Raw genomic sequence first — 6344 nt, forward strand, 5'->3', positions numbered from 1 at the left:
CCTTACGGCATCGCTGTGCCAGAATGAGGTCGTTGCTGATCTCAAACACAGGAGACCGTCCGTGGACCAGATTATTCGCATCGGCATCGATACGTCAAAGCACGTCTTCCAGCTGCACGGGGTCAATGCCGCTGAAGAGCCGGTCCTGCGCAAGAAGCTGCGGCGCCAGGATCTTATCGCCTTCTTCACGAAGCTGCCGCCGACGGTGATCGGCATCGAAGCCTGTGGCGGGTCCCACCACTGGGCCCGCCTGCTGCAGTCGCTGGGACATCAGGTGAAGATGCTCCCGCCCCAGTACGTGAAACCCTACGTTAAGCGCGGCAAGAACGATGCCGCCGATGCCGAGGCGCTCTGCGAGGCGCTGAGCCGGCCGAGCATGCGCTTCGTGCCGGTCAAGACCCCCGAGCAGCAGGCTGCCCTGATGCTGGTGGGCTTGCGCGACCGGCTGATCCGCCAGCGCACCCAGCTGGCCAATGCGATCCGGGGCTACGCGGCGGAGTTCGGGCTGGTGGCCGCCAAGGGGCTGGGGAAGATCGAGCCGTTGCTGGAGCGGATCAGAGATGACGATACCCTGCCGCCTCTGGCGCGGGAGTTGTTTGCGATGCAGGCCAAAGAATTCGCCCAGCTGCAGACCCGGCTCGAGGAGGTCGATGACAAGCTGATGGCCTGGCATCGGGCCGATGCGTGCAGCCGACGTCTGGCCAAGATCCCCGGCGTGGGGCCGATCGGCGCCTCGCTGCTGGTGATGAAGACCCCCGCACCTGAGGCGTTCCGCTCGGCACGCCATTTTGCCGCTTGGCTCGGCTTGACCCCAAAGGATCACTCCACTGCCGGCAAGGTTCGGCTGGGGGTGATTACGCGAGCGGGTGATGAGGCCTTGCGCAGCGTGCTGGTGGTGGGCGCCACGGCGGTGATTCAGCAGCTCCGGCGCGGCCGCGGCTCCGCCTCGCCGTGGCTGATCGAGTTGCTCAAGCGCAAGCCGCCGAAGCTGGCGGCGGTGGCGCTGGCCAACAAGATCGCCCGGATCGCGTGGAAGCTCATGGTCACGGGCGAGGGTTACAAAGCCTCAGCAGCCCCGCCCGCATCGGCGTGCGCTGCCTAGAAATCAGCCGATGCGGGCAGCCGCCGACACTGCTCCCGCGCCGGGCTGAGGCCGGGTCTTGCAAGGAAACGAGGAGATGGTGTGATCGATCGATCCAAGACACGAGAGACTCCGTGCTGGCCAATGGCCTTGACAGGTCGCAGTCTTGTTTGGACCTCGTGTCGCGGAAACCATCTTGGCCAACGGTCATGTGCGACCGAACTCACAGGCCGAACATATGACCGCAAGCGATCCGATCAAACCATTGCTGAAATCTTCTTGCGAGGCGGGGGCCGTCCACATATGGTCAGCAGCCGGATGGAAGCGGCATTGTCCGGTCGACATTCGGCAAAGACCGGACGAGGTCCCAGCGCAGGATCGGCGGCAATCTGATCGAGCGTTCCCCGGAGGGCCTCCGACGCATAACCCTTGCCCTGGTGGTCGACACCGAACCAGTAGCCGACCTCGATGGTCCCATCGGGGTGATCGATGACCCCCATGGCCCCAATCAGCGTCCCATCGGGCAGCCGCACCGCAAAGAAGTATTCCCTAGTCTGATCCTGGCTGGCGATGAGGGCCTGCGCCTTCTCCAGCGGGAAGCCACCTTCCATGAAGGCCATCCACTGGCTCACGGCCGGGATGTCGCTGATCCTGGCCAGTTCGGGGGCGTCCTGGAGTTCCAGCTGACGGATTGCGAGGCGTTCCGTGGTGAATGGCTTCAACATGCGTCCACCCTCCAACTGATCTGCTTTGGAGCGTCAAATCGGGATGCGGTGAGGGCCGAAAACAGTGCTCCACAAAGCCTGCCGGAATGAGGCAGATGTTCCTCTCACACGAGGATGCACCGGGCTACCCGGGTCGGGCAAGCGGCTGCTCGGCCATAACGACCACGGGTGCGAAGGAAACACAGTCCGCGACATCGAAGACGACCTCGAATGCCGAGATGGGACGGGCGGCAAGTGCCAGGGCTTCCGCTCGGTATTTGAGCAGGATCTGCGTTCCCAGCGTACAGTGGGGAACCCAGGCACCAGACCGATAATGTGGATGACAGAACCGGGGATCGATGCAGGCATGCACCCTTGCATGGGCGCTGGTGAGATCGGCAGAAGGGGAAGGCTCCGCCCAAAGCACCAGCGGGTCATCGAAGAAGCGCAGCCTCGTGAAGGTGAGGCGGAGGACGGGCATCCCTGCGAATGCCTCGCGGAGTACATCGCTTGCCTGGACCGGAGGAATTTTGTCGTAGACAGCCAAGGTGAGATGGGGCGGGTAGCCCAGGGCCCCCATGGAAGCACGGCTCTCGAAGCGCGCAACCTCCTTCCACAGCGCCCTGATCGGGTCTGCGGCGTCGTTCACCGCCTTGAGGCTGATCGCAAAAGCCATGCCGGTTCCATATAGCGGAGAGCGGGCAATGGTGAGGATTCCGAGTGCGCGACACCGCCTTCGCCTGCGAGTATCATCGGGCAGCGACAGCCCATTGTCAGCAGGGTATTCTGATGCGAAGCCGGCACATGGCACTCACGCCGGAGCACGTGGCGCAGGTCCATCGCGTCCTGGAGGATCCCGGCCCCGATCCGACCTGGACCTATCATGGGGATGAAGACTATCACGCCCTCGTGCAGGGCCTCATGGCCTCTCGCCCCGACGGGCCGGATACCTGGCTGTTCGCTTACGGCTCCCTGATTTGGAAGCCCGAGCTGGAGCACGTGGAGACGCGGCGGGGCACGGCCCAAGGGTGGCACCGCTCGTTCTGCTTCCGGATTGAGCGCTTCCGCGGCACCCGGGAGCAGCCCGGGCTAATGATGTCCCTCGACCGCGGCGGCCAGTGCCGAGGTGTCGTGTTCAGGCTGCCAGGGGACAATCTGGAAGGGCAACTCCAAAAGCTGGTCAGGCGCGAGATCACCGTGAAGCCGCCCAACAACATTCCGCGCTGGATCACCGTCCAGACGGAGCAAGGTCCGCTTAGTGCTATTGCCTTCGTGATGAACCGCCGGTCGCGCTTCTACACGGGTAGGCTGCCGCCGGAGCAGGTTGCCAATGTGCTGGCGAAGGCCTGCGGCCATTGGGGCTCCTGCGCCGAGTATCTCCACAACACGGTGGCGCACCTGGAGGAGCAAGGCATCCGTGATCGTAACCTCTGGCGCCTGCAAACCCTAGTCGCGGAGCGGATCAAGCTCGGTACATCCGATCCGACAGGCTGCATAACATCCAAACTTCCATGAGACAGAGAGGGTATCTGGTGGACGCACAGGCTGCCACGGCCAGCCTGCGGGGAAGGGCCGCTCCCGACGGGGAGGGGATCGTTGCTGCTCGACCCATGCCGGGCCTAACAAGCATGCTACAGTGCTGAATGCGTCGAATCCGCTAAAGAGCGCTGACAGACTTTACCGGTAATGGCGCTTTGTATCCGACGTAACGGCCCGGCCTGCCCGACGTGCGTATGAGGAAATCGGCTATCGTCATGACGAACTCACGGAACATGGATGCAGCCCTGACCTCGCCATCGGTGGCACGGAACCGGGATCCCATTCTGGCCGTCCTGCAGCGGGTTCTCCCAGCCAGCGGACTGATTCTGGAGATTGCCAGCGGGACCGGCGAGCACGCCCTTCATTTCGCCTCCATGCTGCCGCACCTGACGTGGCAACCCACCGATCAGGATGAGCAGGCTCTGAACAGCATCGCGGCTCATCGATCCGCTTCAGGGCTGCCCAATCTCCTTGCGCCGTTGAAGCTGGATGCCGCCGCCCCAAACTGGCCCGTGGAGCGGGCCAACGCAGTCGTCGCCATCAACATGGTTCATATCTCTCCCTGGCAGGCGACGCAGGGGCTCATGGGCGGGGCAGGGCGCGTGCTTCCGTCGGGCGGCGTGCTCTTTCTCTATGGAGCCTACAAGGAGAATGGCGCCCACACGGCTCCCAGCAACGAGGCCTTTGACCAGGACCTCAGACGCCGGAATCCGGAGTGGGGTGTCCGTGATCTGGAAGAGGTGGCTGACCTCGCAAGAGGGCATGGGCTCGAACTCGTCGAGCGCATCACAATGCCGGCCCACAATTTCAGCCTCGTATTCCGGAAGTAAGAGGCTCGGAATCCGCTACCTGGGGATCCCGGTTAAGATGAACGGTGGGGCGGAGGACGTTGTACAATAGCAGCAGCCCCGATCATCGTCAGGCCGGGGCTGTTTCGCCCACCAAGGCCAGTCCGGCAGGGGGATGACCATGCCAAGCACACGTCCGGAGCATTGGGACGGGGTCTTCACAACCAAGGCGGACGAGGCGGTCAGCTGGTTCCAGGCAACGCCGGAAACCTCCCTGCGCCTGATACGCGCCTGCAACCTTCCGAAAGACGCTGTAATCCTCGATGTCGGGGCAGGGGCCTCGCGCCTGCCGGACACCCTTCTTGAGGAGGGGTTTACCAACATTGCCGTCCTCGACGTCTCGGCGGTTGCCCTGGAGCGGACAAGAGCGCGCCTTGGCGGCAATGGACATTCGGTCCGCTTTATCGTTGCCGACATTGCGGCATGGCAGCCCGACTTCACCGTTGACCTCTGGCATGACCGGGCCACCCTGCATTTCCTGACGGAGCCGCGGGATCGGGCAGCTTACGCGGAGGCACTTCGCCAGGCGGTGAACCCTGGTGGCTACGCTCTGATTTCTGGCTTTGCGCCGAGCGGGCCGGAGCGCTGCAGCGGCCTGCCAGTCCTGCGGGCGGACCCAGCCGCGATTGCAATCCTGCTCGGGTCCGACTTCGACCTCCTGGATGCTGTCGAGGAGAACCATCGGACACCGTCTGGCAGTCAACAGCGATTCGTGTTCACCCGGTTTCAACGGCATCATACCCGGGGCGGAGTCGGCTGAGCCTGGAATCTAACCTCTCGCCGCCGTGATCGCCTCTGACTCGATGATGTGCTCCCCGGACGGGGCGGTGGCCGCCGCCTCCAACAGAACCCTGGCGATCCGCTCATGGGGCACGATCCTGTAGCGGCGGGGCAGGAGCGGATCGGCCAGCCGAAGGATCCGCATGGCCGCGAACTCCGCGGGCCGGAACTCGTCCCGGTCACCTCCGATCAGGGCAGGGCGAACGATGGTCAAGGATGGGGATCCGACACCTCGAATCGCCTCCTCCACCTCTCCTTTGACGCGGTTGTAGAAGAACCGCGAGCTTGGGTCAGCCCCTGTTGCCGAGTTCAACGCAAAGGCTCGCGCGCCGTGCTGGCGTGTGAGCTGTGCGATCATCAGCGGATAGTCATGGTCGATCCGTCTTGTCGCTTCATCGCACCCGCGACCTTCTGGTCAGGCAACGCACGCAGCTGGTGAACATGATCTGCGGCATCCTAGCCGAGTTCGGCATCGTTCTTCCGGACGGCGTGGAACGGGCGCTGGGGTTGGCGTGCCAGATCCACGCCAATGAGGCTCAGTAGTGACCCTACTCAGTATCTGGCCGACAGACAGCTGCACGCTGGCCTCCTGATCCGGCCTAGATCACGAGATCAGAATTTCACGCAAAAGCTTAGCTGCAAAAGAAAAGATGTGCTTGCTTGATAATGCCGACGCGTGTTTGGGGGGTCTTGTTCTCACCCCATTATGCGATAAGCTCCCCATCCGGAGTAGCTCCAAGGCCCGATTGCGAGTTCAGCCTTTCGGGCAGAGGCTGATCCGGCTGGGAGTATCATCGACAGAGGGTTCCCCATGACCCACTTGTTTCAACCAGATGCGAAGCTAGCAGACCCCCTCCTGATATCAATCAAACGGCTGTTTAGCGGCTACCTGAATATGGGCTGGATGGGCCAGCAACTGGACCGTCCTTTAGGCTCTAACTGGCACTATGATGACTGCGACTAGCTGTTCGGTGGAACAACCTCGGGAGCCTGCGGGCCACATGAACACTACGAACCCGCGCTCGCAGCGCACCCGCGCCAGTCCAAGGGGCGGCCAGATAGCAACTTGAGCTCTCAGCTCATCAGGCAACTCGGCCTGACCACCTTAAGTGCTTCCGACACCCCTATCCCAGTGCGCTGCGGATACCTGATCCGCCAGCCTGTAGAAACCGGGATGTAGGTGTCGGCCGATCCATGTCCGATGACAACCGCATCGAGCAGGATCGTCGCGCCGTCAAGCGCCGAGTGTGGCCGATGCTTGGGCTTAGAGCACCGGACAGGAAATCCGACTCCCGGGGTTTTGGCTTGGTGAGATCTGTGATTCACTCTGTGGAACGGGAGGTGGATCATGGGTCACTGCTATTCTCTCGATCTGCGGGTGCGGGTGGCTGA

7 protein-coding genes and 1 pseudogene are annotated in these 6344 nt (G+C 62.9%); 5 read left to right on the forward strand and 3 right to left on the reverse strand.

The window, feature by feature from the left end; translation table 11 throughout:
* Positions 1-61 precede the first annotated feature (61 nt).
* Positions 62-1102, forward strand: a complete 1041-nt coding sequence (locus NF876_RS30785) for an IS110 family RNA-guided transposase (RefSeq protein ID WP_262272070.1) — start codon at positions 62-64, stop codon at positions 1100-1102.
* Positions 1103-1338: 236 nt separating this feature from the next.
* On the opposite strand, the gene NF876_RS30790 is transcribed toward NF876_RS30785, so the two are convergent.
* Together NF876_RS30790 and NF876_RS30795 are read right to left on the reverse strand one after the other, a co-directional pair.
* On the reverse strand, positions 1339-1806 hold the full coding sequence (locus NF876_RS30790; RefSeq protein ID WP_262272071.1) for a GNAT family N-acetyltransferase: 468 nt from the start codon (positions 1804-1806) through the stop codon (positions 1339-1341).
* 124 nt (positions 1807-1930) lie between these two features.
* Positions 1931-2461 carry a 2'-5' RNA ligase family protein gene (locus NF876_RS30795; protein WP_262272072.1) on the reverse strand — a complete coding sequence of 177 codons (531 nt, stop codon included), beginning with the start codon at positions 2459-2461 and terminating at the stop codon, positions 1931-1933.
* Between the two features lie 128 nt (positions 2462-2589).
* Between NF876_RS30795 and NF876_RS30800 the strand changes: the two genes are divergently transcribed.
* The 3 genes from NF876_RS30800 to NF876_RS30810 all read left to right on the forward strand — a co-directional run bounded on the left by NF876_RS30800 (position 2590) and on the right by NF876_RS30810 (position 4932).
* Complete coding sequence (locus NF876_RS30800) at positions 2590-3300, forward strand: gamma-glutamylcyclotransferase (RefSeq protein WP_262272073.1); 711 nt, start codon at positions 2590-2592, stop codon at positions 3298-3300.
* A 239-nt stretch (positions 3301-3539) separates the two neighbouring features.
* Entirely contained in the window at positions 3540-4154 is a 615-nt protein-coding gene (locus tag NF876_RS30805; protein WP_262272074.1) for a DUF938 domain-containing protein, read from the forward strand.
* 139 nt (positions 4155-4293) lie between these two features.
* On the forward strand, positions 4294-4932 hold the full coding sequence (locus NF876_RS30810; protein ID WP_262272075.1) for a class I SAM-dependent methyltransferase: 639 nt from the start codon (positions 4294-4296) through the stop codon (positions 4930-4932).
* Positions 4933-4941: 9 nt separating this feature from the next.
* On the opposite strand, the gene NF876_RS30815 is transcribed toward NF876_RS30810, so the two are convergent.
* Positions 4942-5166 (reverse strand): Rossmann-fold NAD(P)-binding domain-containing protein, encoded by a 225-nt coding sequence (locus tag NF876_RS30815; protein WP_262272076.1) that lies wholly within the window; start codon positions 5164-5166, stop codon positions 4942-4944.
* Positions 5167-5318: 152 nt separating this feature from the next.
* Here NF876_RS30815 and NF876_RS30820 point away from each other — a divergent pair.
* A pseudogene (locus tag NF876_RS30820) lies at positions 5319-5489 on the forward strand (IS110 family transposase); the annotation flags it as partial.
* Positions 5490-6344: the final 855 nt, after the last annotated feature.

It is taken from the genome of Microvirga yunnanensis, from assembly GCF_025460875.1.